The organism is Paenibacillus sp. 2KB_20 (genome assembly GCF_052115765.1).
Taxonomy (GTDB): domain Bacteria; phylum Bacillota; class Bacilli; order Paenibacillales; family Paenibacillaceae; genus Paenibacillus_AQ.
Genome location: NZ_JBFRHH010000010.1, coordinates 189,518 through 214,669, shown reverse-complemented (window position 1 = coordinate 214,669; position 25,152 = coordinate 189,518). Strand labels below are relative to the sequence as shown.

Here is a 25,152-nt window from a genome sequence, read left to right as displayed (position 1 = left end):
GCTGTCCTTAGTACGAGAGGACCGGGATGGACGTACCGCTGGTGCACCAGTTGTTCCGCCAGGAGCATGGCTGGGTAGCTACGTACGGAAGGGATAAGCGCTGAAAGCATCTAAGCGTGAAGCCCCCCTCAAGATGAGATTTCCCAATTMGTAAGACCCCTTGAAGACCACGAGGTAGATAGGTTGGAGGTGGAAGTGCAGCAATGCATGGAGCTGACCAATACTAATCGGTCGAGGGCTTATCCAAAACATATTTCAATGTGCTGCAARTTCGTTTCGTATCTAGTTTTCAGGTGATCAAGCATCTGAGCCGTTTGGTGGCGATGGCGGAAGGGTTCCACGCGTTCCCATACCGAACACGACCGTTAAGCCTTCCAGCGCCGATGGTACTTGGACCGAAGGGTCCCGGGAGAGTAGGACGTCGCCAAGCGGTACATATTCCCTGATAGCTCAGTTGGTAGAGCACTCGACTGTTAATCGAGTTGTCACAGGTTCGAGTCCTGTTCGGGGAGCCACTTGCTTCCATAGCTCAGTAGGTAGAGTGCATCCATGGTAAGGATGAGGTCACCGGTTCGATCCCGGTTGGAAGCTCCAGATTCGCTTTTGAATTGGACATGTATCATGAAATTGTGGCCCGTTGGTCAAGGGGTTAAGACACCTCCCTTTCACGGAGGTAACAGGGGTTCGAATCCCCTACGGGTCACCACTATCTTTAATGCATCAGGGGATGAGAATCCCGTGAGTTTATACGGAGGCTTAGCTCAGCTGGGAGAGCATCTGCCTTACAAGCAGAGGGTCGGGGGTTCGATCCCCTCAGCCTCCACCATTTAATGCATGATTCTAACGAGAATCGGCAAGATAAAAGTACTCATCGATTTTGGGGATTAGCCAAGCGGTAAGGCAACGGACTTTGACTCCGTCATGCATAGGTTCGAATCCTATATCCCCAGCCACTTCATCCTAAAAAGTGAAGTTAAGCTTTGAAGGTGATTCCGAATACTTTTCGGAGGCCTGAAATGCGAGCCATTAGCTCAGTTGGTAGAGCACCTGACTTTTAATCAGGGTGTCGAAGGTTCGAGTCCTTCATGGCTCACCATTGTTTCATCTTGTGCGCGTGTGGCGGAATTGGCAGACGCACTAGACTTAGGATCTAGCGTCTTTGACGTGGGGGTTCAAGTCCCTCCACGCGCACCATTATTTGCGGACGTGGCTCAGCGGTAGAGCATCGCCTTGCCAAGGCGAGGGTCGCGGGTTCGATTCCCGTCGTCCGCTCCATTTGCGCCCTTAGCTCAGCTGGATAGAGCGTTTGACTACGAATCAAAAGGTCGGGAGTTCGAATCTCTCAGGGCGTGCCATTTTTCAAAAAAGATTAATATCGGGATGTAGCTCAGCTTGGTAGAGCACCTGGTTTGGGACCAGGGGGTCGCATGTTCAAATCGTGTCATCCCGATTTGTTTAAGAGTAGGACTCCACAAAAGTAATCGGAATATGCTCCAAAGCATAGCGTCACTTTTGTGGCTTCATATGCGGGTGTAGTTCAATGGTAGAACTCCAGCCTTCCAAGCTGGTAGCGTGGGTTCGATTCCCATCACCCGCTCCATACATAAGCAGGACATCACCGTGTGTGATGTTTTTTTACATATTCACACGACTCTCCTGCGAAGTGTTAATGTACTAAAGAACATAGTTGGGTCAAGGTTTATAGGACTAATGTCCATGGTATATGGGTATATCAATATCATTAGTTTTGTCGATTTGGCTAATTTTTTCGCCTGGAAAATGCAGATTTTCATGCGCTTTTATTGTATGATGTTAGGAAGGCGTTACGTCCTATAGACAAACTGCTGAAACGGGTTGAGATGGGAGGAGTAGCATGACTGAACTTACAGTAACCGCAAAGAGCAATTCCAACAATCTGCTGCGGCGGGATGTACGGTTCCTTGGCAATATTCTTGGAGAAGTTCTGGTCCACCAAGGTGGCAATGAGCTTTTAGATATAGTTGAGAAAATTCGTGAAACGAGTAAATCGTTGCGATCCGTATTCCTGCCAGAATTGTTTGCAGATTTCAAAAGGATCATCAGCACATTGGAGCCCGACATTCGCCATCAGGTGATTCGCGCGTTTGCCATTTATTTTCAATTGGTTAATATCGCGGAACAGAATCATCGCATTCGTCGCAAACGCGATTACGAGCGTTCCGCCGGGGAGAGTGTTCAACCAGGTTCCATTGAAAGTGCGGTCCAGGATTTGAAAGAGCGCAATATTACGTTTGAAGAAGTTCAAGAAATTCTCGAAAGTCTATCCCTTGAGCTGGTAATGACAGCTCATCCAACAGAAGCGATGCGTCGGGCTATTCTGGATATTCATAAACGGATAGCGGACGATGTGATGCAACTGGACAACCCGACACTGACATTCCGCGAACGAGAGCAGCTTCGGGAGAAACTACTGAATGAAGTGATTACGCTGTGGCAAACCGACGAGCTTCGTGACCGTAAGCCGACGGTTCTTGATGAGGTTAGAAACGGTATGTATTATTTTCACGAGACCCTGTTTCACATTCTGCCAGAGGTTTATCAAGAACTGGAGCGCTGCCTAAGTAAATATTATCCGGGTCACCATTGGCACGTTCCAACCTATTTGCGTTTCGGTTCGTGGATCGGTGGCGATCGGGACGGAAATCCTTCAGTGACGGCGGACGTAACATGGAGAACGCTTGAAATGCAGCGGAAGCTAGCGATTCGTGAATACCAGCGGATTTTGCGTGAATTCATGAAATACCTCAGCTTCAGCTCATCCATCGTGAGCGTTTCGGATGAATTGCTTCAATCCATTGAAAAAGACCGCGAGCATGTAACACTGAAGAAGATGGAAATTTGGCACAATGAGAAAGAGCCTTATCGTGTAAAACTGGTATATATGTTGGCTAAAATGAGTCATATTCTTGATGAGAACATGACTGGTGGCGAGCGTTATCAGTCCCCTGAGGAATTTATCGAAGACTTGAATATCATTGATCGAAGCTTGCGTTTCCATTTTGCTGACTATGTTGCAGACACGTATATTCAAAAACTGATTCGTCAGGCGGAGTTGTTTGGTTTCCATACAGCAACGCTGGATATCAGACAGCATAGCCAAGAGCATGAAAATGCCATGGCCGAAATTCTTCGTAAAATGAACGTGACTCAGGATTATGCCCAATTAAGTGAAGATGAGAAGATCGAGCTGCTTAATAACTTGCTTAACGATCCTCGTCCGTTGACTACGCCTTATCAAGAGTACAGCGACAGCACCGAAGAATGCCTTGAAGTATACCGTACCGTCTTCCGTGCGCAGCAGGAGTTCGGCGTGAAATGTATTTCAAGTTATTTGATCAGTATGTCCGAGGGCGCAAGCGACATTCTGGAAGTGATGGTATTTGCTAAAGAAGTCGGACTTTTCCGCAAGGACAATGACGGTTCTGTAATAGCTACTTTGCAGGCTGCGCCATTGTTTGAGACGATCGAGGACCTGCATGCCGCACCTGATATTATGCGTAAGCTCTTCAGCCTGCCGATCTACCGAGAAGCGGTTAGCGCCATGAATGAGCTTCAGGAAATTATGCTGGGTTACTCTGACAGCAATAAGGACGGCGGAGCCATTACAGCGAACTGGGAGCTCCAGGTAGCACTCAAAGATATTACGGCTGCAGCCAATGAGTATGGCATCAAGGTGAAATACTTCCATGGACGCGGCGGATCGCTTGGGCGCGGTGGTATGCCTCTGAACCGCAGCATTTTGGCTCAACCGGCATCAACCATTGCGGGTGGCATCAAAATCACGGAGCAAGGCGAAGTTATTTCTTCCCGTTACTCCTTGAAGGGAATCGCCTACCGCAGTTTGGACCAGGCGACTTCAGCACTTATAACGGCTTCTCTTAATGCCCGTTACCTTGAAAAAGAATCGACTGAAAAAGAGTGGGAAGAGATTTCCTCGAGGATCTCGGCCGCTTCACAGAAAAAATATCAGGATCTGATCTTCCGTGATCCGGATTTCCTGAGCTTCTTCAAGGAATCCACGCCGCTTCCTGAGGTGGGAGAGCTGAATATTGGCTCCCGACCATCCAAGCGTAAGAACAGTGACCGTTTTGAGGACCTCAGAGCCATCCCTTGGGTGTTTGCGTGGACTCAGAGCCGTTACCTGCTTCCTGCATGGTACGCGGCTGGTACGGGCTTACAGAGCTTCTACCAGGGCAAGGAAGAGAATATGAAGGTGCTTCAGAAGATGTACACGAGCTATCCGTTCTTTACGTCGCTGATCGATACCCTTCAGATGGCTCTTGCCAAGGCTGATCTGATCATCGCCAAAGAGTATTCTTTGATGACGAAGGATGATCAAGCCCGCGAACGTATCTTCGGTCTGATTCAGGAAGAATTCAACCTGACGAAAGAGCTTGTTCTTAAGATTACGGGACAGCAGGATATTCTGGATAACCAGCCAGTCCTACAGGAATCGATTCGACTCCGTAACCCTTACGTGGATCCGCTCAGTTATTTGCAAGTCCAACTGCTTAACGAGCTGCGCGAGCTGAGGGAGCAGGAGCAGGACGATCCGGATCTGCTTCGGGAAGTGCTGCTGACCATCAACGGTATTGCAGCAGGGCTTCGTAATACAGGTTGATCCTTGCAGGATAACAAAGCTGTTAGAAAGGGATAGTATAAGGCGAGGTTCCCTAAAGGAGCCTCGTTTTTTTCATCTATGAGCAGCATAACCTCTGATGATTAGAGTATCGGCTGCAACGTGATGGTCTTTGATAGGGAAAAGGGATTCTTTTTGAATTATTGTTGATTTTTAGAAACAGTTGAATTACGATTTGAATGATGCTTTTTTAGACGTTACCCATCAGACCATTCTGGGGGAATTATGGTGGACAATTTGGATGTAAGACTGGCGAAGCTGGCCCGAAAAGGGGACCAAAGAGCTTTTGCTGAAATCGTAGAACTTTATAAAGATAAGATTTTTCATTTGGCTTACCGGATGCTGAGTAACCGTCATGAGGCGGAGGATGTCGTACAAGAGACTTTTTTGCGTGTATATAAAAACCTTGATCGATACGACGAGAATCAGAAGTTCTCCACTTGGATATACCGAATTGGTACAAATCTTAGCATTGATCGGCTGCGCAAACGCAAGCCGTCTTTCTCGCTGGACGCCGACCTGAATGAAAGCGAAGGAATGGACGGCTACTCCCTGATCCCGAGCGATAACCGTACACCTGAGAGTGAAATGCTGCTATCCGAGACACAGCGCATCATTCATACGGCGATTGACGGACTTCCTGCCAAGTACAAGACAATCATGATTCTAAGGTACATCCAGGATTTATCCCTGCAGGAGATCAGCGAGATTTTGGACTTGCCTGTAACAACGATCAAAACGCGAGTACATCGTGGACGCGAATTTTTGCGTAAAAAATTAGAGTACAAATTGTGAGGAAAAAACGCCTATCGCCGTTCTTTGAGGAAGAGAGACCGCGTTTAAGGGCGCTTTTTTCTTGCGATGCCAAAAAGTCAGTATCCGCAGTTTTTTTCTGATTTTCTTTAAAAAAAGTTGAAACATCCCCGATTCCGGCACGTATGAACAATAAGCAAGTCTTATGCCCCTACGTGGGAATAGACCCAGCAAAGAGATTGAATGAAAGGATTGGCTCACAAATGGATTGCAAATTAGCCGTCTCTTTGATGCATGATTATCTGGATAATGACTTGTCCGACCCACAACAGCTGGAATTGCAGAAGCATTTGCTGGATTGTGCTGACTGTCGGAATTACTTCGAGAAGCTGGAGCATACCGATATGCTTCTTTATTCCTTAACTCATCATGCGACCAAGCCATCCGATGATTTAACGGAACGTATAATGGGTATGCTGCCGCAGCCCAAGAGACAAAAGGCTTGGGTCAAATGGGTTAGGAATCATCCTGCGCTCACGGCTGCAGCTTTGTTTTTGGTTGTCATGCTCTTTAGCACAATCAGTTTCTGGAGTCAGGATACTCAGCTGGTTGTAAAGAGTGATGAATTCGAAAAGCTGGTGATTGAAGGAGATACCGTCATTATTCCTCCGGATCAAATCATCACGGGAGATATTACAGTCGAGAATGGAAAGACTAAGGTCTACGGTCAAGTGAATGGCAATGTGACCGTCATTGACGGAGAATTATTTCAGGCTTCCACCTCACATATAGCAGGTCAAGTGAAGGACATAGATCGGGCGATGGATTGGATATGGTACAAGATCTCCACTCTGTTTACAGATGCCGCTTACCGCTAGGTGAAACCTGAAGCCTACTGATAAAAGCGCCTCTTTTCAGTGAAAAGATGGCGCTTCTTTTGTTGATTTATGATCTTTTTCATGGAAAGCAGAGAGCGTCCGCTTGCATCGGAAAGATTAACGTTATAACCTAGAGAGTGTAGAGCACATACTACATATATGAGTCGCATGCGTTATTAAAAAGGAAGTTCAAAAAGTTCCCGTGTGATCAGAAGGAAAATGAAGAGCTGGTTCGGTAGTCGAATCGTTAAGCGTTCATTTTCGAGGAACCGGATTTTTTGGGCCCGCACTTAAAGGAAATGACGGGGGTTGCTGTATGGAGTATTTCACAGATATGACCTGGGGTGAAACCATTAAAGATATCATCGATATCCTTATCGTTACTTATATAATATACCAGATGATACTGCTCGTCCGCGGTACGCGGGCGGTCCAGCTCCTCAAAGGGATTTTGGTGCTGGTGGTCATCTGGGCGCTTAGCACCTGGTTTGATCTGTACACGCTAAAGTGGCTGATGAATCAGATTTTTACATTCGGGGTGTTGGCGGTCTTTATCATCTTCCAGCCGGAGCTCAGACGTGGTCTGGAGCAGCTCGGACGAGGTAAGCTGTTTGGGCGGACATCGGATATTGACGAGGAGACCAATAAGTTAATCAGCGAAACCATTAAGGCGGTTAATTATTTATCGCGGCGCAAAATAGGGGCTCTGATTGTCTTTGAGCGGACGACGGGACTGAATGAGTATGTAGAATCAGGAATTCCGATGAGATCAGTGATCAGCTCGGAATTGTTTATTAATATTTTTATACCGAACACACCGCTCCATGACGGAGCCGTCATTATTCAGAACGCTCAAATTGCAGCTGCCGGCTGTTATTTGCCGCTATCAGAGAACCCTTTTATCAGTAAGGAACTGGGAACAAGACACCGTGCCGCTATCGGAATCAGTGAGGTGGGGGATGCGATTTCAGTTGTCGTATCCGAGGAGACTGGGCAAGTATCGCTGGCCCTGAATGGACAAGTGGTTCGAGATATTAAGGAAGAGTCTCTCATCTCCAAATTGTATGAGGAGCTCAGGCCTGCCGCGTCCATCAAGGAGAAACGCACGTTCTTCTGGAAACGGAAGGGGGACGGCAGCAATGGATAAATGGATCAAGAACAACACGGCAAGCAAGCTCATTGCACTAGCTGTCAGTATTTTATTGTGGGCGATGGTTCATATGGACAGCGGAGCGCCTGCCCCGCCAACCACTTTTTATGATACCAAAGTCATTGCAGGCGTTAAGATTCAGACTTATGGATTTGATGACAGCGAATATGCGTTAACGGGTATTGATAAGGACCGCGTAAATCTCGAAGTTCGGGGAAAGAAATCCAATATCTCGCTTTTGACCGACGATTATAAGGTGAAGCTTGATTTGAGCAACGTCAGAGAACCCGGTACACACACACTTCCGCTAACTTACTCCATCCCGAGTGGCATAGAGATGGTATCGATGGAGCCATCTGCGGTTACGGTGACGGTTGAACCGAGAGTGTCGAAATCCGTGACGGTAAGTATTGGAACCAAAGGCGAGCCTGCTAAAGATTACCGTGCCGGAACACCCGTGCTGATTGACCCAAGGCAAGTCACGGTTACCCTGCCTGAATCGTCAATGGCGAATCTGGGGCAGGTCAAAGGTAATGTGGAGCTTGATGGTGCCAAAGAGAAGATTACGGAGAAACGAGTCAAACTTACAGCATATGATAAAGAAGGCAACGCCATGGAAGACGCTGTCATTGAGCCTGCTACAGTAGCAGCTGAAGTGCCGATTGAGCCTGCATTTGTCACCCTACCGCTGGAGCTTCAATACACGGGACGGCTGCCAGAAGGGTTTGTCCTATCCAAGGTGGAGCAGAAGGTAAAAGAAGTGAAGCTGTTTGGCAGTAAAGAGGCGCTGGCAGGAGCTGAGACCTATATCGAAGCTACGATCAATCTGGGAGAAGTTAGAAATTCGGGAACAACAGTGCTTACGGCCGACTTGACGCCGCCTGAAGGTTTTGAGAAAATCGAGCCGAGCTCTGTAACGGTGGATGTTACGGCTGTATCGCATGGTGAACGGTTGATTACAGGTATTCCGATAACGTTAAAAGGGGTTGCCTCCGGCCTGGATGCTGTTATTACGGATCCAAAGACGCAGACAATATCTTTAACGCTCACCGGAGCGCCTGACTTGCTTAATAGTCTGGAACCTACAGATATCGGAGCAGAAGCGAATGCAACTGGTATGAAAGCTGGCGTTCACGAAATTCCGCTGCAGATCACACTACCTAATTTTATTAGCCGTACGGATCAGGAACGTCCCGTTATTAAGGTAGAGCTCAAGGATAACTCCAAGCCGGTGACAACGGAGCCGGACAGCTCGAAGAATGAGGGAACGGACACAGACAAGCCTGTTTCACCAGGAACGGGATCCGGAACAGGAACAGGCACTGATCAGGGGGAGACTCCGGAAACGCCTCCTACTCATGAGGAAACGGATAACACCGGATCAGGAGAAAACCCATCACATCCGCCGGGAGACGGATCGAATGATGGAGCAACGGGATCAGAAACGTCCAATGATGGATAATAACGAAGAGTAGATAAAGGAGTATATAAAACATGGGGAAATATTTTGGTACAGATGGAGTAAGAGGAGTTGCGAATCAAGAACTGACAGCGGAAATGGCTTATAGCATCGGCCGCTGCGGCGGCTATGTGCTCACTGGCGATAAAGAGAAGCCAACCGTCATTATCGGTATGGATACCCGCGTATCGGGGGCTATGCTGGAGTCGGCTTTGGTTGCAGGCCTGCTGTCCATCGGTGCACACGTCATTCGTCTGGGTGTCGTAAGTACACCAGCGGTGGCGTACATCACAAGACTATTGAAGGCTGATGCGGGTGTTATGATCTCGGCTTCACATAACCCGGTACAAGATAACGGTATCAAGTTCTTCGGTGGAGACGGCTTCAAGCTGTCGGATGAGACAGAGCTCAAGATTGAAGAGCTGATGGATGCGGAAACAGATAATCTGCCGCGACCAATCGGGGCTGATTTAGGTGAATTGTTGATTGATAACGAATCTAAATATAAATACCTGGAATATTTGAAAACGACGGTCGATAACCGGTTTGACGGTCTGAAAATCGTACTGGATTGCGCAAATGGCGCAGCTTATGAGCTGGCTCCGAAGCTTTTCCGTGAATTGGGTGCGGATGTGATCACCATCGGCGCTGAGCCGAATGGCCTGAATATCAATGATCACTGTGGATCGACTCATCCGGAGAAACTCGTTGAGGCTGTACTCCAGCATGGCGCTGACCTCGGTCTGGCATTTGACGGAGATGCGGATCGCCTGATTGCGATTGACGCAAAAGGCGAGGAAGTGGACGGCGATTTCATTCTGTGCATTTGCGGTGATGCCATGAACCGTGCCGGCAAGCTGAAGGCAGGTACGATCGTTTCGACCGTTATGAGTAACATCGGTTTCTATAAAGCGTGTGACAGCTTGAAGCTGAAAACGGCCAAAACCGCAGTTGGCGACCGCTATGTCATGGAAGAAATGCGCCGTGGCGGATATAACCTGGGTGGAGAGCAATCGGGACATGTGATTTTCCTGGATCACAACACCACAGGGGATGGAATTCTCACAGGGATTCAATTGGTGGATACGTTGGTAGCTTCCGGCAAGGCACTGCATGAGCTGAAGAGCAGCATGCGCAAGTATCCGCAAGTGCTGGTTAATGTTCGTGTTGGCGATAAGAGCAAATACCAAGGTAATACCGTTATTGAGTCTGCGATTGCTGAAGTTGAAGGCATTCTGGGTGATAACGGACGTGTCCTGGTTCGCCCATCGGGAACGGAATCCCTCATTCGCGTCATGGCGGAAGGCCCGGACAAAGAAGAGCTCGACCGTTATGTAACGCAGATTGCAGACGTGGTGAAACGGGAATTGGCGTAAGACTAAGGGTGTATTTTTCAAGGAAAGCAGACTAATTTTTGTCAGGGCCAGTGAACTATGCGGATGCGGTTCACTGGCCTGCTGCTTTTCATGAAGCCAGCCGAATGAAAGCGCAATACCCCTTGTCCTGCCAGAAAAGAGGGTGGTTTACGGCATCGCTTGAGAAGATAGGTCATTCGATGTCATTCATGGGGTTAATTATACGCCGGGCTTGGATCCCCTAAGAAGCAGCCGAGTTGCCAAAGTGATAAGGCATGAATATAATAAAGGATGTCATTCAAGAATAGAAAGCGAGGATTGTGAGGTTACTTCAAGCTTCATAAGCGCCAGAGCTTGTACCTGCGCGGGGATTGGTTATTGCTACGATAGGGATAACCAAACGGCAGAACGCAAGTTGACGAGGTAGAGGTGTTCGGATTATTCGGCGGGGACCTCTCGGTTATGCACCAACCGTAAGCGAATTACGGAAAAGGAATGGGCGACCGTTCTTACAACGTATCCGCAGGTGCTTACTAATTACAAAACATGAATGTGCGATTTAGAATGCGACAGCGCGGTGGAAGAAGAGTGCATTCATGTCTGTTCAACTGAGCAGCCTATATCATGCTGGATTTTTTGAACGTTGATAATTGAATAGATCATTCTTCTTTCCTGATACCGCACAGATGCTGCCGTGTTCTATTTCCGCCTACTATTATAGGGAAATCGAACGGAGGAATCATACTATGTGTGGTATTGTCGGATATATTGGAAATCAGAAAACGCAAGCGGTGTTGATCGAGGGATTGAGAAAGCTGGAGTATCGCGGATACGATTCAGCGGGGATTGCCGTCTTTACGAATGAAGGTCTGCGTGTGGCCAAGGCGCAGGGGCGTCTTGCCAATCTGGAGGAGAGACTGGAGTCTGCCCCACTTGTGGGAACTGCAGGCATCGGTCATACCCGCTGGGCTACGCATGGCCGGCCGTCGGACGTGAATTCGCATCCGCATACGGACGAAAGCCAGAAGTTCTCTGTTGTTCACAACGGGATCGTTGAGAACTATCTAGAGCTGAAGGAAGAGCTGATCAGCCAAGGACACCAATTTGCTTCGGAGACCGATACGGAAGTTATTTCCCATCTCATTGCCCGCGAATATGAAGGAGATATCGTTAAGGCTGTGCAGAAGGCGATCTCTTACATGAGAGGCGCATTCGCCCTTGGCGTCTTGACTGAGTATGAGCCGGATCGATTGGTGGCTGTGCGTCAAGCAAGCCCGCTTATTATCGGTCTTGGCGAAGGAGAGAACTTCATCGGTTCTGATATTCCGGCTATTTTGAAATATACGCGTAACGTTTATATTCTCAACGATGGAGAGATGGCGCTGCTGACGGCAGATGCTGTCGAATTAATGACTATTGAGGGGAACTTTATTTCTCGGGAAATGATTCGTGTGAATTGGGATGCCGTTACAGCGGAAAAGGGCGGATTCGATCATTTCATGCTGAAGGAGATCCACGAGCAGCCTAAAGCATACCGCGATACGATGCTGGGCCGTGTGGATGAGAGCGGACGCAAAGTCGTTCTGCCTGAGCTGAAACTGACACATGAACAGATTAAGAACATTCGCAATGTGCAGATTGTGGCCTGCGGTACGGCTTACCATGCCGGACTTGTGGGACGCAGCGTGATCGAAGAGATGGTACGCATACCGGTTGAAAATGACGTAGCGTCCGAGTATCGTTACCGTTCGCCGATCGTTACACCCGAGACTCTTGTCATCGTTGTAAGCCAGTCCGGTGAGACAGCAGATACCCTGGCTGCGCTTCGTGAAGCACAGAGCCATGGCGCTCATGTCCTGGCCATCACGAATGTGGTGGGCAGCTCGATTGCCCGTGAAGCCAACGATGTGCTCGGCACTCTGGCTGGTCCGGAAATTGCCGTAGCTTCCACGAAGGCTTACACCTCGCAGTTGATTGCATTCTATCTGTTTGGTCTGTACCTGGCTCAAGTACGAGGTACGATGACAGAAGAAGCTGTTGCTGAAGTGATTGCTGCGATGGAAGCACTGCCTGAGCAAGTAGAGTCCATGCTGACCAATGCGGAATCGATCAAGGGATATGCCGAGCAAATCGCGGAGCATGAGAACCTGTTCTTTATCGGCCGTGGTCAAGACTACGCTGTAGCCCAGGAAGGCTCTCTTAAGCTGAAGGAGATCTCTTACATTCATTCCGAGGCCTACGCTGCCGGCGAATTGAAGCATGGCACGCTAGCCCTGATTGAAGAGGGAATTCCCGTTATTGCCTTGGCAACCCAGGAAGCAGTTCTGGAGAAAACGGTGAGCAACATCAAGGAAGTGAAGGCCCGCGGCGCCGAAGTAATGGCCATTACGCATGAAGAGCAAGTGGCCGGCCTGCTGAAATCCGTGGATCAAGCCTTCGCCATTCCGAAGACCTTGCCGATTTTGACGGCAGCTTTGTCTGTCGTACCGCTGCAACTGCTTGCCTACTACGCATCGCTTGCCCGTGGCAACGACGTGGATAAGCCACGTAACCTGGCGAAGAGTGTGACGGTGGAGTAAGGTAGGGAGCGGGGAAATAAGCTTAATGTAGATTTGAGATAAAGTTGCACCGTTTTACCCCTTTAGATGTGATTATCTAAAGGGGTTTTTTTATGTCGAAAAGAAAAAGAACATCCGAGATTGAACAGTGGAATAAACAAGGTCGAGGGACCGGTATTGCAGTAAGGCGTGAAGTGAAAAGAGATAAAATGATTTCACTTTGGATATTATCGGAAATAATTCTTATTGATGACTTAAAGTAGAATCGAAGGTTAATTACAGCTCATGAAACAGGAGTAGAAATAAGATTGCAAAAACTTTATAAATATAATAGTTTTAGGAGTATTTGAAAAAACAATCGACCGAATAGAACGAATGATGAGAGGGATGGGGAAATGAGCGATACAAGGGCCAAATTGATGCTGGATTTGCAAAGAATTGAGAAGGATGAGTATCAGTTACGCGAAGGTGAGCAGCATCAAGATTTCTTACCTTTGTTACTTCAATATATTGGCGATCCTCAGCCAGAATTACGGGATAACCTGATCTATCCGATGTTTTATATGTGGATTAAGGAGGAGAATAGGTTCAGTGGAGAGGAGTTGCGTAGCCTCTTAACTGTTCTGACTGATGAGAACCATTTGTTCTATAATATTGGCAGCGAGGATGATCAGTCCGTTTTTACAAGGACGTTCTCTGCTTTGCCTATCGCTTTGATTGTGCAACGCCACAGACGGAATCCATTTTTCAATCAAGTGGAAATTGAGCAATTAATGCATGCCATGCTCCGTTATTATAAAGAGGAGAAGGATCTGCGAGGTTACCTTTCAGTAGGAGGCTGGGCTCATGGCGCGTCTCACGGTGCGGATGTTTTTGTCGAGCTGGTGCAGTGCGAGGAGAGCAGCGTCGCACTGCTGCATGAGGTTCTTATTGCTATTTCTGGCATGCTTCATAATGGTAGATACATTTTTAGCGATGAGGATGATGAGCGGTTGGTCAACATCGTGGATATGATGATTGACAAAGAGTTACTTCCACATCAAGAAATCGGTGATTGGATTAGCGGCTTAGCGCAATGCTGCAATTTGCCGAGAAGTCGCAGTCAGGTGATTGCTCGCGTGAACAGCAAGAATTTCTTACGCAGTCTCTATTTCAGAAGGGGACAAGATAGCCGAGGGAATGAGCTTACCACTGTTATGCTTGGTACTGAGGCAAAATTGAACAGGTTTTCTATCAGTTAAAGGATTAGAGGGGCTGTCCCAAAAGCCATTCCGATCTCGGTGTTAATGAACCAGTCTATCAGCGAAATAGATTCAGATTTCACGATTTCGGAAAAATAGAAAGGCTACGCCCCTGGTGATAAGGGGCGTAGCCTTTCGTTATACTTACTCGATCGATTCCACCTGAACAACTGGCACCTGCGTGAGCTGACTGGATCCGCTACTGTCGCTTTTCTCGCTATTGTCTTGTTGGACATCCTCAGGGGTGAGCTCTTCGCCAGTCACGGGGTCACTTGGGTTATCTGTCTCATCCATGATATCTCCACCAACTTGTCGGGTCTCCGGTTCGGCAGGGTCTGGAGCCTCAGGAGGCTGGCTGCTTCCCGGTATCTCCAGCTGCTGATACTCGCCGCTGAATGTTCCGATTAGGATCGCGCTCCCAGCAGGGAGATCCAGGTCTCCTTTTAAGATAACATGGTATCCATTGCGTTCAGCTAAGACCTCACCATAGCCACCTTCCGGGATATGGACTGAGAAGCGTACCTTCTCATTCGGATATCTCTCGATATTAGCAATATCGATGTCGGTATACTGGACCTGATACCCTGTGAATCCATATTGGTCTCCCTGACGCTCGAAGATGGCGATCTCTTTCGGGCTTACTCCTTCCAGATTGGTGACCAGTATAGACTTATCCGGCTGCACCTGATAGTCTTTGGCCGTAAACTGGAATAGCGGCGTCAGGTTGGCATCTCTGGCTTCATAGCCTGAATACAATATCAGACCGGTCCCCGCGTCGCCCTCCACTAGGATAACCGGATTCATCGCGGTGCTAAGCGATTCCTCGACTGAAACCTGTTGGATGGCGATATCGGACGGGTAATCACGGTTTTGGAATAATTGCACCGTTTCATCATTCTTTAAGACCGCTAAATAGATGATATTCCCCTCATCGACTCCAATGGCATACGCCAAGCCTCCGAAACGATTCCCGCCTCCGCTCACGTAGCTGAAGCTGCCTTTCAGACCAGCGGTTTGGAACAAACGAATCGGATCGTGGATCGTCCAGGCCAGTTTGGCAGCTTGCAGTTTACCGTTCATATCCTGGTACTCCGACAGCGCTTCATAAAGTGCTACCGCTTCCTCATAGTTCTGGCTCTGTACCATTCCATCAGCTGTCGCGATCCACCGCTTTATCTGATTCTGAATATATTCCATGATTGTAGCGTTCTTCAGACCGCTTCGGTCCAGATAGTCTCTATACCCCATGGCGTGCGAAACAAAATCGGAGGGCCGTTCTCGCTGGACATCCTTTTGCAGCATGGTATACACAAGTTCATCTGTCTTGACATTCAACCAGGGAGCCGGCAGCGATCGGCTGGCATACTCGGAACTCATGGCATGTGACCAATTCAGCAGATCCGTATACTGTCCGGCTCCTGCCAGACGAGTCAGGACCATTTCGTCATAACGCTGGAACAGACGGAGCAGCTTCTCATTCTTCTGTTTCTCCCCGCCATAGAATGTATCCGGAATGCGGAGCAAATTCCATTTGAAGCTGTTGTCGTCATACTGCAACTCTTCAAGCAGCTCATCGGCCCGGCGGTTAAACAAACCAATGAATTGCAGGAATATCCGGTTCACATCGTCGGGGATTCCGTAGAACGCAGCAATTTCATCGTAGTAGGAAGCATAAACTCCTTGTTGACCCGCCAGTTTCTGTTCTGTATCAAGCAATTCAGCATATACGTTCATGAAGCCGGAGAAATCGCCTGCTTCCCCGACACGGCTCAATCGATGATCAAGCGAGGAAAGGCTCTGCTTCATGGAAGTGATGGGTTCAAGCTCTTGCAGTCTTGAGGCAAGCAGCTCTTCTTTATATAGAAGGGAACGGTTATTTCGCGCCTTCTGATACCATTCTTCTGCCTGAACAAGCTTCTTCTGAGCATACAATAATTCTGCTTGTGCCATCGATTCGATTTTCTGATAGATATGAATTCCCTTATACCCGATCAGCAGCAGAAGGACTATACATAAAAAAAGATACAAATTACGCAGGGTTAGCGTGTTTCTCATCGTCATAACGGTATAGCCCCTCTAATCCCATTTTTGAAAATCAGGGTCCGAGCGGTAGTGTTCATTATAAATGGCCGATACCCGGTCCCGTAGTCCGTTCCATGACAAGCCGGGATTGCGGCGTACGATCTGATACAAGCGGAGGAAGCGATATCTCGGCAATCCATCCGCATAGCGGCTAATAAAATCAGGGAACGTATCGATATATTTTTTCTTCCGTACCGCTGCCCCGGCGGCGTCGATCATAATCTGCCTGCCTTGCTCCATCCGTAAAATGCTGGATTCATGGTCGAGCAGGTATTGGATCGCTTTGCTGTTAATCAACTCGCGTTTAATCTTGGCGATTTCACCGATATAGGCAGCCAGGTCCGGATCAAACTCATCCAGTAATAGCGGTTCGAGTTCAAGCTCCATATCCTTGCGCAAGCTGAAGCTTTGCAAGAGAACGATCTGCTGCAGACGGATGCGGTCATTCCGGACCAAGGAGGCAATTTCCCTGACGATTTCATACCCTAGTTGGGCATCTTCCTTGATGGCGGCAGAAGCCGTTGCTTTGTTCAGATCCAGGCCCTCATGAATCTGTTTTTGATGAGATCTTATAAGCTTGTTCAGAGCGTGCAGGGTCTCGGAATGCAGCACTCGCCGCTGGATCAGCCATAACCATGCGAGCAGGACCACCATACAAGCAAAGGAGATCACGATCTGCAAGAAGGTCTGACTAAGAAGTACGGCAGAGAGCCCTATAATGTAGAAGAGAAGTCGGTCACACTGCATGGAACGCTTGGCCATTTTCTCTGCAAGTTCCATCACAGGGACAAGGGCGTTCCGTTTACAGTAAGCGCAGCTGTCTTCCCAAAGAATCGTGAAATTGTGGCAATGTTTGCAAACCCTTAACTTTTGGTAGACATATCTCGTTTTATTATAGGGACGAAGTTGTACGGGCTTTTTCTTATCCATGCTGTTCCCTCTCTGAGTTGGCAACTTCAAGCAGAGTCTGATGCAGCTGCTCCGGTGTCGGGGCGTTCTTCTTACGCTTGAAGTAGGCCGTGATCTTAATGATGACAAAAAGAAACAAAATCCCGAGACATCCGTATGTAATCATATATCTATTCCTCTCGGCATCGTATTTGTTCGAAAATGGCGGGTGAGCCTTGTGTCCTAAGTCCGGGTGATACGACTGATGATGTTGAACTTTGGCAGGTATAATTATATCATATGGACATAGTGCTGGTATATTTTAGTGATTAGTATGGTATTTTCTATATAAATACACCAGAGAAATGGATGCTCCCGTTACTGTTTTTTAAGCTTTCTTTCATGTAATTTTAAGACTTATTGCCTACAGTTAGACTAATGGTCTGACCAATGAACCGAGGCATCCACCTGATGCTAGACTAAATGGATGAAGGAGTAATTCAATGTTACGTAAAAATAAATGGCTGCTATCTTTGATGGCAGCGGTACTGCTGATTCTGACCTGGAGCGGAGGAACCATGCCTCAGGCAGTGGCTGCCTCGCAAGGCTCCAAGATTGATGCCATACTGGTGATGGATGCCAGCAACTCGATGAAAAACAGTGATCCGGAGAGGATCAGCAGCGAAGCGATGAAGATGTTTATCGACATGCTGGCCACCACCGGCGACAAGGTCGGCGTCGTTTCCTATACCGACCGGATTCAGCGGGAGAAAGCCCTGCTTGAAATTCAGTCGGAGGCAGACAAGACCGCGCTGAAGCAGTTTATTGATCAGCTGGATCGCGGTCCGTACACGGATATGTCCGTAGGTCTCGATGAAGCCGTAAAAGTGCTGAAGCAGGGAATGGACCCGGCGCATGCGCCGATGATCGTTGTTCTGGCCGACGGTAACAATGACCTGGATCCTAACACAGGCAAGACGAGCCAGAAGGCTTCAGAAGATTTAGCCCAAGCCGTCAAGGAGGCTAAGGGAAGCGGCATCCCGATCTATACGATTGGGCTGAATGCCGACGGGAAGCTAAATAAAGAATCGTTGGCTGAATTGGCCAACCAAACGGGGGGCAAATCCTTTACGACCAGTTCGGCGGATGACCTTCCGCAAATATTAAGCGAGATTTTTGCCAGCCACCAGCAGCTTAAGATCGTTCCGGTACAATCGATTACCGGCAACGGAACCTATCAGGAAGTTACGGTTCATGTGCCGAATGCGAACGTGCTGGAGGCGAATATTTCCATTATGTCCTCCAGCCCCGTCGACGTGAAGCTTGTCGATCCCGCCGGAGCTGAGCAAACGATTCCTTCGGCCAATGTACTGCGATCCACTTCCAATTCCTATTCGCTGCTCAAGCTGCTGAAGCCGCAGCAAGGCGATTGGAAGCTGCACGTAAAAGGCGTATCTAAAGACAAAATCGACATTAACCTCGTATTCAACTACGATCTGGAGCTGGCCATGGATCCTCCCCCATCTTCTAAGGTAAAGGCAGGGGATACGATTGACATTAACGCGTACCTTGTCAGCAATGGACAAAAGCTGCAGGACCAGGAACAGTACGGCAATATGACGGCCAAGCTGTTGGTTAAGGACTTGGACACCGGGGACGAGTCGGAGGTCGACCTTGAGAACAAAGGCGGCAGCTTTGAAGGGAAATACAAGATTCCGCAGAAGCACGACTACGAGCTGAGGGTACGGGCGGAGGAGCAGAGCTTTTACCGCGAAAGCCCGCCTGTGAAGATTAGTGCGAAGGCGGCAGCCTCCGGCTCCGGAAGCGGCGGGAAGGAGATGACCGCGGGCGAGGAAACGAAACCTTTTCCATTATGGCCCGTAATCATTGGCATCGCGGCACTGCTCATTGTTGGAGCGGCTGCATATTTCATACTCGGCGCGATTAAGAAAGCGAATAAAGGGTTTGTCGGTCAGATCGTGATCGAGATCAGGGATGAGTACACCGGCGAGAAGACCTTTCCGCAATACAAGAAGCTGGCTTCGTTCAAAGGGAAGTTTAATCTGCATCAGCTTCTGCAGCTTGCTCCGGAGCTGAAGGAGACCGAGAAAATCCTGTTCATGCCAGGCAAGAACGACCGCATTATACTTAAGAACAATTCTTCAGCTGTAATCGAAAAGTCCGGACGCGCTCTGGATGCAACGAATGGGACCGAGCTGAAGAACGGAGACCGGCTGAGAGTTTCCCTGCAGCAGGCGGACAAAACGATATTATTTGAATATTTGGCTTAAAGCCGAGACCTATCAGGAGGGGAAGTTATGAAACCGGTAGTTAGAGAACATATACAACAGCTTGACGTTTCACTCGGAGGCGGGATTGTCAGCGAGAAAATACGGGTGGATACGATTGACAATCCGATCCTTATTATCGGACTTGGAGGGACGGGAATCGATGCGCTGCTGCGCTTGAAATATCAGATTAACCGCCGTTTCAAGCTGCCAGAGGATCCTTTGTCCAAGAAGAGAATGGACAAGCCGGATAATGTGGAGTTTCTGGCGTTTGAGACCAACGAGCAGGATAAGAATAAACGTTATAAAGGCATCGGGCTTGATCCGATCAATGAATTCGTGCTTCTCTCCAATGCCGAGATCGGAGGGCTTCTCCAGAACCGCAGCATCTTGGAGCCGTACATTACAGATTGGCTGTCGCCCGAGCTGAGTATTACCGATGGCATGAACGGAGCAGCGGGTGTGCGCCAAGCGGGCCGCCTGCTATTGTTTACGAAAATTACGCAAGTGGTGCAGGCGATCGACAAGAAGATCAAAACGCTGTCGGTCGGCACGAACAAAAAGCTGATGGTCTTTCTGCTGACGGGGCTGTCGGGCGGTACAGGCAGCGGCTGCTTCTTGGACATTGCCTATATCGTTCGTGGCATTATTGAGCGCGACCACGGCTCTGCCGGGATCGACCGCGTGAACACGCTTGGCTATCTGTTTACGCCGGATATCAATCTGGCGAACAAAAGCTTGAGCGAACATACGCGCGAATACATCAAGAAGAACGGTTACGCCGCGCTCAAAGAGCTCGACTACTGGATGAACGTGGATGCCAGAGGCGAGCGGTTCAAGCAGCAGTACGGCAACATTCTGACCGTGAACTCTCCGCTGCCTCCGTTTAATCTGTGTCATCTGATTTCCGCTACGAATACGGAAGGCAAACTGCTGGAGAACGCCTATGATTACTGCATGAACGTCACCGCTGAGAATATCACGAACTTCATGGCCAGCGAGGAAAAACAGTCCGGCGAAGAGTTTGCGATCCATGACTATATCAGCAACATCCGTACCAATATCGCTCAGATGAACAAGGCGTATCCTGCCAATTACGACTACAACATCATCGGCGCATCTTCAGCTGTGCTACCCATTGAAGAGATGACCACATATCTGGCGTACCGCGTCTTCGGCAAAATGCAAACCATGTTCGAGAAAGCGCCGAGCCAGGAGGACGTTGAGAAATTCGCAAGCAAGCTGGGCATCGACCTGGACTCGATGATGAAGAACTTCGAGTCTCGCGTACCGGAACCGCTACCTGGATACCAGAATAGCGAACGGCTCAGCTATGCGAACGTCGTGAAGAACCAGGTTATCAATATGGACACGGAGCTGGAGCAGAATTTCCTGGCGAGAGCCCGCGAGGAGTATATCAAAGCGAAGAAGCAGCTGCCGGGCGAGATCGTGGCTCAGTTCAGCGATCAAATCCGCCGCATGTTCCTGCATCCACAGCAAGGACCGTTCTATGTGTCCCGGTTGATCTATACGGAGAAGGGCTTCAGCCTGCTGAAAATGCTTCTGTCCTACATCGAAGCGCTGCGCGAGAATCTGACCCGCATTCCTCGTGACATCGAGTCGGCCAGAGAACAGGCGATCGATCGTCTGGGTGATGCGAAGAGCGCTTTTGTCTCGAAGGACAAGAAGAAAAACATCTATATCGAAGCCAAAATCAACGAATATTGGCTGGAAGCGGATGTGGAACGCACCGAGCAGATGATTGAGTTCTATGAGGATTTATACGATCTGCTGAACCAGGAGAACAACCGGATTTATAGCGTATATACGGAAATTCTGAATGCCCTGAATTCGATCTTCGCCAAGAACGGCGACATTCTCGTGAACGGGGAAGAACAGCAGGATCATAAAGGGAATAAGACGTATTACTGGAACCTGGTCAGCGTGCCCGATATTTCCGACGTCATCAACAAAATCATGGATCAGAAGGATGTGGACGATCTCATCCGCGATTTCGCGCAGGAGCTGCTGAGCCATGCTAATCGTTGGACGCGTGAGCAGGAGATCGATATCGTCCGATCCATTTCGGAGTTTCTTACCGATAAATTCGGCGATTTGATTACCCGCTCGATGGAAGATTTCCTCGTCATGAAATTCGGGCAGGAGGATTCCATCGAAAAATTTGTCGAGCGCAACATCGCCAGCAAGCTGGACGATGAAGCCGTGCCGGTCTTCCATCTGAGCAACAGCGCAGGCAATTTGTACTTCCCTTCGTGGGGCTTTGTGTCCGTGCCTGTACAGGCACCAAGCATTCTGAAAGGGATTCGCAATTATCAGAATAATTCGGTCGGGAAGTCTCACTTCACCGTGAAGGAGAGCGAAGTGAAGAACCGGATCTTCTGGCTGAATACAAAGAACGGCGTGCCGTTGTTCGTTTATACGCCGCTTAAGGTTTATGAGGAGAGCTACGAACGCACGATCATGGACAAGGAAGGCGTTGGACGTCACTTAGTGCAGACGGATCGTAACAATTGGACGTACCTGCCATCGCCGATTCCCGAGAAATCCTGGGGGGATACCTACGTCAATCCGCGGGTTCAGGATTATAACGCCCGGGTACGTGCTGAATTTAACCAGGCGCTTGAGTTTAAGATCGTCATCCAGAAGGATGTTGACCAGAACACGAGCAGCCGCTATGCGGTCGTGTTTACGAAGCCATTTGATCTGAACGAGCTGCTTCGTGCTTATGACTTGCAGCTGGATAGTCCCAAGCCTAACCTTGGCGAAGTCAAGCGGGCATGGACCGAGCTGAAGCGTCTACTGAACGAGGGGCTGGAGCCGGCGGGCTCCAAGGATATTTTCAACAGCATCAACGAGGAGATGGCCAAGGAAAATCTGATTCGTTCGCCGGAAATGATCCGCAGCGTGCGGGAAGAGCTGAAGAAATATGCCGCCATCGCGGCCAAAGTCACGGAGTTCGAGCTCCTGATCAGCGATAATCAGAATGAGGAGAAATGGCTTGATCAATTTATTGAGGCGTTGTATACCGGAACCATCACGAAGAAGGGGGCGCTCTTCGTTTATGATCGCGATCCGGAAGAGGACTCTTGGGAGCCGTTTGCCAATCTGCTGAAAAGCGTGAATGACGTGGAGTATGAAGTCTACAAGCACTTCCGTCAGCTGGACGAGAAAAGCCGGAGCACGCTGCTGCGCAAATCCTCCCGCCGCGATCAGGAGCTGACCGCTTCCGAGGACATTACGCCGCTGCTTACCAAGCTGGAAGAATTGGCTGAGCGGTTCCTGGAAACGCGCGACCGGCTTGAATACGAGAAGGTGGAGCTTGCGGACGGCGAAGAGCGTTATCAGTTCTACAGACAGGTTTCTTCGAAATTAAATGACATCCGAAGAAGGTTGAAATAGACGATGAGGGAGATTCTTCGCCAGTATGCTGCCGGCTATGCCAAATCGGAAGAGCAGCTTACCTTGATGGAGGATGATCAGAGCAGCATCCACTACCCGGAGGTATACTTGTTCATCGGTGATAAGACGGCGTCCGCAATCGAACCGATTATGGAGATACATGACCGCAAATGGGACAACAGCGCAAGTGTCATCTATTTGCATGTGGGAACGGACCAGGATGGAGGGGGGGAGCCGAAAGGCTCCGAATCCTCCGGTCGCCTTCACCGTTATCATCTTCATTTACCGGAGTCAGACGGCGCATCCAAGTCCGTACGCAAGGAACTATACCAGGGATTCTATCGGGACCCGCATCACCTGGCCGGGTTGAATAAAGCGATTCGGAAGCTGAGCCACCACATCGCAGACTATGGACGCAGCTATTCATCCTTTGACCGGATTCATCTGTCTGTCATTACACGGGTCGACGACCCGTTTAATGTGTTTATACCGGAAATTTCATTACTGGCCGAATCGATTTTCCAGCAGTCATTCAAGTCGGTGCAAATGGATTTGTATGCGCTCATTAATGAAAGGGAGCAGATTGAATCTTATGGCTATGCGAGCTCCGTGGGTGTTGCCTTCTTGCGGGAGTTGGAGCTGATGCAGAGCCGGGAATACAGCTTCTCCGCACCGCTGCAGGTCACGGAAGATGGGCTGACGATTCCGGTCGTTCACCCGGCCTCGCCGTTGTTTGATCTCGTCTATGTGCTGTCCGATAAGAATGAACGCGGCATATCAGGTTACGCCGGGATGCAGGATATCTATGATATCATCTGCCATCTGGGTTTGCTTAAGAACCGGAAGCAGAAGGATGCAACCTATGACGGAATCAGGGGCATTTACAACAATACGTCTTTCAAAAGCAATATCATGACGGAATCCGGCCGCCAAGGCTTTGTCTCCGCTGGCTTTGCCCGGGTGAAGAGGCCCAATGAGCCGATTGCGCTAACGGTCCTCTATCATCTGTGCCGCGGACTGCTGCTTCGCATGAAGAGTGGGACGGAACCGGAGGCTCATGAATGCCTGACCTACTTTGGTCTCGATGCGGAGGCCGTAGCGGCAAGAGCGGACCGGATGCTGCCGGACGCAGAGCATCTGGATGGGCTAAAGGGGATGATGTCACACCCCGTCAGTTATGCCGGGCTGAAGCGGATGAACATTCGTGAAGCTGAAGAGGCATTGTTCGGGGATGGCTGCAGGCAATTTTTTCATAGCAATTACGAGCTGGAGGTCCAAAAGAGACTTAGCGATATGAGCACCGCTGAAGAGCTTCATAGTGCGCTTCGTCGCACTTTGGCGGATCATCCGCAAATCGGTTGTTATCAAATCGTGGAGTGGACGAGTGACAAGGCGGGAGAGGGGATACTGCTTGAAGCGGTCCGCTCTCGAATCCGGGATCTCGGCAGCCTCCTGAAGACCGAGCAAGACGGACTGAACCGCTATTATGAGGAAAGCGTGGAAAGTCAGCCGTTCAAGAAGCTTCCTTTTAGGGATAAACAGAATGTGCGCCATTTCATTCGTTATTTCGTTGGCGAGCTCTATCGACGCAAGTATGAGCTTTTATTACTGGAAACGGAGCTTGCGCTGTACAGGCTCTATGAGGTGGAGCTCGAACGGATTCACCGTCATTACAAGCAGCAGGCGAACATGCTGGACCAGCTTGAAACGGAATTGTTGGAAGCAGCCCAGTTGAGCATCCGTACCGCAGACGATTATATCGGCCAGAACCTGATGGAGTATTATGGCCTTGTAACGGAAGAACTGATGCTGGAATTGGAGAGTAAGCGCGGCCAGGGAGTATTCTTTGAAGAACGGTATGTCGGCAATCTCTCCATCGTTACGCATGAAGGGATCGAACCGATTCTGTCGAGCATGATCCGGGTCTGTCTTAGAGATTTATTGACGGCAGAGCCGTTCGTGCAGACCTTCGAGGAAGAATTGCTGCGGCGAGCGAACGTAACCATCGACTACAATAATAAGCAGGTGCTTGCCAAGGAAGATCTGTTTAAGGTGCTTTACCGGATGCTGGAGGAGAACTCCGTTACGTTAGTCAGGCTGCTTGACTATACGCAGGAGCATCGATACGAGGAGAAATATTTCTTCGGCGATGCCGACAGCGAATTTGTCCGCTATGCGATCCATGCCGATGAAGCTTTACGGGTATACAAGCTTGGCATCGTGCACGAGAAGCGCTCCAGCGGAGTCGAGAAGCTGAACCTGATGGGAGGTTTCCATTTGGAGGATCTGATGTACTACCGGAATGGCAGAACCTACTACGAGACCTATACGGCAAACGGTTATGAATTTCATGGAATGGAACCGGCGCAACTTCCTGAGCTGCGCTAGCGTTCTTAAATTCT

14 protein-coding genes, 11 tRNA genes and 2 rRNA genes are annotated in these 25,152 nt (G+C 49.2%); 24 read left to right on the top strand and 3 right to left on the bottom strand.

The features are described from left to right. From AB4124_RS25310 to AB4124_RS25210, 21 genes are all read left to right on the top strand, one after another. Window positions 1–247, top strand: a 23S ribosomal RNA gene (locus AB4124_RS25310); the annotation flags it as partial. A 66-nt stretch (window positions 248–313) separates the two neighbouring features. Further along, window positions 314–430 (top strand): 5S ribosomal RNA (gene rrf / locus AB4124_RS25305). 9 nt (window positions 431–439) lie between these two features. After that, a tRNA-Asn gene (locus AB4124_RS25300) sits at window positions 440–515 on the top strand. A 3-nt stretch (window positions 516–518) separates the two neighbouring features. After that, window positions 519–594 (top strand) — tRNA-Thr (locus AB4124_RS25295). A 37-nt stretch (window positions 595–631) separates the two neighbouring features. Next, a tRNA-Glu gene (locus AB4124_RS25290) sits at window positions 632–706 on the top strand. A 44-nt stretch (window positions 707–750) separates the two neighbouring features. After that, window positions 751–826 (top strand) — tRNA-Val (locus AB4124_RS25285). Window positions 827–878: 52 nt separating this feature from the next. Beyond that, window positions 879–953: transfer RNA gene (locus AB4124_RS25280), tRNA-Gln, on the top strand. Window positions 954–1,020: 67 nt separating this feature from the next. Further along, window positions 1,021–1,096: transfer RNA gene (locus AB4124_RS25275), tRNA-Lys, on the top strand. Between the two features lie 14 nt (window positions 1,097–1,110). Further along, a tRNA-Leu gene (locus AB4124_RS25270) sits at window positions 1,111–1,194 on the top strand. Window positions 1,195–1,200: 6 nt separating this feature from the next. Next, a tRNA-Gly gene (locus tag AB4124_RS25265) sits at window positions 1,201–1,275 on the top strand. Between the two features lie 3 nt (window positions 1,276–1,278). After that, window positions 1,279–1,355, top strand: a tRNA-Arg gene (locus AB4124_RS25260). Between the two features lie 21 nt (window positions 1,356–1,376). Then, window positions 1,377–1,450, top strand: a tRNA-Pro gene (locus AB4124_RS25255). A gap of 76 nt (window positions 1,451–1,526) precedes the next feature. Continuing rightward, a tRNA-Gly gene (locus AB4124_RS25250) sits at window positions 1,527–1,600 on the top strand. A gap of 273 nt (window positions 1,601–1,873) precedes the next feature. Continuing rightward, the gene (ppc, locus tag AB4124_RS25245; protein WP_441974553.1) at window positions 1,874–4,660 is read left to right on the top strand and encodes a phosphoenolpyruvate carboxylase; all 2,787 of its coding nucleotides are present in this window, start codon (window positions 1,874–1,876) and stop codon (window positions 4,658–4,660) included. 243 nt (window positions 4,661–4,903) lie between these two features. After that, entirely contained in the window at window positions 4,904–5,473 is a 570-nt protein-coding gene (gene sigW, locus AB4124_RS25240; RefSeq protein ID WP_076325274.1) for an RNA polymerase sigma factor SigW, read from the top strand. Between the two features lie 221 nt (window positions 5,474–5,694). Continuing rightward, complete coding sequence (locus tag AB4124_RS25235; RefSeq protein WP_076325275.1) at window positions 5,695–6,309, top strand: zf-HC2 domain-containing protein; 615 nt, start codon at window positions 5,695–5,697, stop codon at window positions 6,307–6,309. A gap of 316 nt (window positions 6,310–6,625) precedes the next feature. After that, window positions 6,626–7,456 carry a diadenylate cyclase CdaA gene (gene cdaA, locus AB4124_RS25230; protein WP_076325276.1) on the top strand — a complete coding sequence of 277 codons (831 nt, stop codon included), beginning with the start codon at window positions 6,626–6,628 and terminating at the stop codon, window positions 7,454–7,456. Continuing rightward, window positions 7,449–8,921: a CdaR family protein gene (locus AB4124_RS25225; RefSeq protein WP_441974552.1), complete on the top strand. Its 1,473-nt coding sequence runs from the start codon at window positions 7,449–7,451 to the stop codon at window positions 8,919–8,921. The genes cdaA and AB4124_RS25225 overlap by 8 nt, the downstream gene beginning before the upstream one ends. 32 nt (window positions 8,922–8,953) lie before the next feature. Beyond that, window positions 8,954–10,294, top strand: a complete 1,341-nt coding sequence (glmM, locus tag AB4124_RS25220; RefSeq protein ID WP_076325278.1) for a phosphoglucosamine mutase — start codon at window positions 8,954–8,956, stop codon at window positions 10,292–10,294. A 725-nt stretch (window positions 10,295–11,019) separates the two neighbouring features. Continuing rightward, window positions 11,020–12,852 (top strand): glutamine--fructose-6-phosphate transaminase (isomerizing), encoded by a 1,833-nt coding sequence (gene glmS, locus AB4124_RS25215; RefSeq protein ID WP_441974551.1) that lies wholly within the window; start codon window positions 11,020–11,022, stop codon window positions 12,850–12,852. Between the two features lie 374 nt (window positions 12,853–13,226). Next, window positions 13,227–14,072, top strand: coding sequence for a DUF2785 domain-containing protein (locus tag AB4124_RS25210; RefSeq protein WP_430109541.1), 846 nt, complete (start codon window positions 13,227–13,229; stop codon window positions 14,070–14,072). Between the two features lie 144 nt (window positions 14,073–14,216). On the opposite strand, the gene AB4124_RS25205 is transcribed toward AB4124_RS25210, so the two are convergent. Genes AB4124_RS25205 through AB4124_RS25195 form a run of 3 tightly spaced genes read right to left on the bottom strand, consistent with a single transcriptional unit; the run spans window position 14,217 to window position 17,229 of the window. After that, the gene (locus AB4124_RS25205; RefSeq protein ID WP_430109544.1) at window positions 14,217–16,133 is read right to left on the bottom strand and encodes a hypothetical protein; all 1,917 of its coding nucleotides are present in this window, start codon (window positions 16,131–16,133) and stop codon (window positions 14,217–14,219) included. Between the two features lie 15 nt (window positions 16,134–16,148). Then, the gene (locus AB4124_RS25200) at window positions 16,149–17,084 is read right to left on the bottom strand and encodes a hypothetical protein (protein ID WP_441974550.1); all 936 of its coding nucleotides are present in this window, start codon (window positions 17,082–17,084) and stop codon (window positions 16,149–16,151) included. Further along, window positions 17,077–17,229, bottom strand: coding sequence for a hypothetical protein (locus AB4124_RS25195; RefSeq protein ID WP_179090714.1), 153 nt, complete (start codon window positions 17,227–17,229; stop codon window positions 17,077–17,079). The genes AB4124_RS25200 and AB4124_RS25195 overlap by 8 nt, the downstream gene beginning before the upstream one ends. 316 nt (window positions 17,230–17,545) lie before the next feature. Between AB4124_RS25195 and AB4124_RS25190 the strand changes: the two genes are divergently transcribed. The 3 genes from AB4124_RS25190 to AB4124_RS25180 are packed head-to-tail and all read left to right on the top strand — an operon-like array spanning window position 17,546 to window position 25,138. Further along, entirely contained in the window at window positions 17,546–19,333 is a 1,788-nt protein-coding gene (locus tag AB4124_RS25190; RefSeq protein ID WP_441974549.1) for a vWA domain-containing protein, read from the top strand. A gap of 27 nt (window positions 19,334–19,360) precedes the next feature. Continuing rightward, the gene (locus AB4124_RS25185; protein WP_441974548.1) at window positions 19,361–22,750 is read left to right on the top strand and encodes a tubulin-like doman-containing protein; all 3,390 of its coding nucleotides are present in this window, start codon (window positions 19,361–19,363) and stop codon (window positions 22,748–22,750) included. A 3-nt stretch (window positions 22,751–22,753) separates the two neighbouring features. Continuing rightward, a complete protein-coding gene (locus AB4124_RS25180; protein ID WP_441974547.1) occupies window positions 22,754–25,138 on the top strand; it encodes a transcription initiation factor TFIID in 2,385 nt (794 codons plus the stop codon). Window positions 25,139–25,152: the final 14 nt, after the last annotated feature.

Bases quoted from the DNA above. Each gene is read 5' to 3' on its own strand.
- AB4124_RS25195 (WP_179090714.1), bottom strand. From the start codon at position 17,229: ATGATTACATACGGATGTCTCGGGATTTTGTTTCTTTTTGTCATCATT.
- AB4124_RS25205 (WP_430109544.1), bottom strand. From the start codon at position 16,133: ATGACGATGAGAAACACGCTAACCCTGCGTAATTTGTATCTTTTTTTA.
- AB4124_RS25190 (WP_441974549.1), top strand. From the start codon at position 17,546: ATGTTACGTAAAAATAAATGGCTGCTATCTTTGATGGCAGCGGTACTG.
- AB4124_RS25210 (WP_430109541.1), top strand. From the start codon at position 13,227: ATGAGCGATACAAGGGCCAAATTGATGCTGGATTTGCAAAGAATTGAG.
- ppc (WP_441974553.1), top strand. From the start codon at position 1,874: ATGACTGAACTTACAGTAACCGCAAAGAGCAATTCCAACAATCTGCTG.
- AB4124_RS25225 (WP_441974552.1), top strand. From the start codon at position 7,449: ATGGATAAATGGATCAAGAACAACACGGCAAGCAAGCTCATTGCACTA.
- sigW (WP_076325274.1), top strand. From the start codon at position 4,904: ATGGTGGACAATTTGGATGTAAGACTGGCGAAGCTGGCCCGAAAAGGG.
- AB4124_RS25180 (WP_441974547.1), top strand. From the start codon at position 22,754: ATGAGGGAGATTCTTCGCCAGTATGCTGCCGGCTATGCCAAATCGGAA.
- AB4124_RS25200 (WP_441974550.1), bottom strand. From the start codon at position 17,084: ATGGATAAGAAAAAGCCCGTACAACTTCGTCCCTATAATAAAACGAGA.
- glmS (WP_441974551.1), top strand. From the start codon at position 11,020: ATGTGTGGTATTGTCGGATATATTGGAAATCAGAAAACGCAAGCGGTG.
- AB4124_RS25185 (WP_441974548.1), top strand. From the start codon at position 19,361: ATGAAACCGGTAGTTAGAGAACATATACAACAGCTTGACGTTTCACTC.
- cdaA (WP_076325276.1), top strand. From the start codon at position 6,626: ATGGAGTATTTCACAGATATGACCTGGGGTGAAACCATTAAAGATATC.
- glmM (WP_076325278.1), top strand. From the start codon at position 8,954: ATGGGGAAATATTTTGGTACAGATGGAGTAAGAGGAGTTGCGAATCAA.
- AB4124_RS25235 (WP_076325275.1), top strand. From the start codon at position 5,695: ATGGATTGCAAATTAGCCGTCTCTTTGATGCATGATTATCTGGATAAT.